This window comes from Thiolapillus sp. (assembly GCF_048562965.1).
In the GTDB taxonomy this organism is placed as follows: Bacteria; Pseudomonadota; Gammaproteobacteria; order Chromatiales; family Chromatiaceae; genus Thiolapillus; species Thiolapillus brandeum_A.
In genome coordinates, this window is the sequence record NZ_JBHNMF010000681.1 from 1 (window position 1) to 1,627 (window position 1,627).

1 protein-coding gene is annotated in these 1,627 nt (G+C 55.4%); it reads left to right on the forward strand.

Going from position 1 to position 1,627, the window contains the following annotated elements; genetic code table 11:
* Positions 1 to 176: 176 nt before the first annotated feature.
* A partial coding sequence (locus ACOCD2_RS19100) for a hypothetical protein (RefSeq protein ID WP_419582199.1) occupies positions 177 to 1,627 on the forward strand: 1,451 nt, incomplete at its 3' end.

A 1,627-nucleotide genomic window follows, 5' to 3' on the forward strand; every position in this document is an offset into this window, starting at 1 on the left:
GTTGTTGCGTAGTGCTTGGTGACCAGGACGGCTGGGGCACCAATGGGTTGTCAAAGGCCGAGTCGATTTTGGGGACTGGGATGTCCCAAAATCTATCACGAGGCCGAAGACACGCTTGCGAATTCAACCTCCCCCTCAACGACCCCAATTATGATGCTGCCCTGCAGTACTGGAAAGTGCAGATCGATGAGTCCTACGAGTGGGAGCTCAAGCGACGTTACATCACCGATGTGAGCGGGCAGGTCACCATCGACGGCAATACGCAGCCCGGAGGACGGGCGAACGCGCCGAAAATCATGGTCAATACCAATCGTGACAACCTGCCAACGTTTGGCGTCTCCCTCGAGGTGCGCACGTCCAACAACGTGATCCGTAATCTTGGTTTTATCGGTGGTGGCCAGATCATCCTTTACGAAGGAAACAATCTGGTGGAAAACAACTGGATGGGTCTGAAAGCAAACGGCAGTGGATTGTCGCTGGCTTCAACGGCATCGACACAGGCGGCGCGTTCGTTGGCCCGGGGTGGGATCATCCTGCCGAATGAGGATTCCGACAACAATATCATTCGCGGCAATCGCATCATCGGTGCTTTTGAACGGGCAATCCGCATAACCAGCGGCGGTGACAACAACCTGATCGAAGCCAACTACATCGGCATGGACTCACAGGGCCATGTCCCTGCGCCCCACGATACCGGCGTAAACTGTGCTCGGGAGCTGGATTACAATGCCAGCCTCTGGTACGGGGGCCGCGGTATTCAGGTAACGGGCGATAACAATACGGTGACCAACAATCGCTTGGTGGGCTTGCATGTCCCGCAGTCGACCAATGATACACCGCCGATCACTATGGAAATTGCCGGTGTCGGGAATACCGTGACGCTGAACGTCATCGGGCGTGATCTGGCCGGTAAGGATGCTGGCGTATGTGGTCAGGGGATGCTGCTCCAGGGCACGGAACTTCTGGTAGAGAACAACCTGATCGTGCATACCCGCAATGGTTTCGATCCGGGAGATGACGGCACCGATTTCGATAGCGCCATTCTGACCCAGAGCTTTGCTGCCGGCAGCGGCCGGTGGATTACTGTACGCAAGAATATGGTCATCGATGCCGGTGCAGCCACACATCCCGACCATGTTTACCGTTTTGCTTCACCGGGAGTGCCCGTAGAACTGCGCAAGTTCAATCCGGCGAAGGTGAGCGGCATCAACGGTACATCTGTTACCGGTACTCAGGGTGATGATGCTGTATTGCCTGGACCCACCACGATTTCGGCAGCCTGTCCCAATTGCCGGATCTATCTGTATGCAGATGATCTGGATGGCCGTATCGAAGCAAAGGAATTTCTGAGCGAAGCCACTGCCGATGCCAGTGGCAACTGGACTGCCACCCTGTCCCGTTCACTGACGGCTGATGAAGGGCTGCGAACCCAAAGCATGGCAATGGCCAATGGTGTTATTCATTTCTATGGTGCAGGCACGACCAGTAAATTGTCCGATTATCTGTATACCAAGCGTGTCTTCGGCCTCGTGATAGATTTTGGGACATCCCAGTCCCCAAAATCGACTCGGCCTTTGACAACCCATTGGTGCCCCAGCCGTCCTGGTCACCAAGCACTACGCAACAA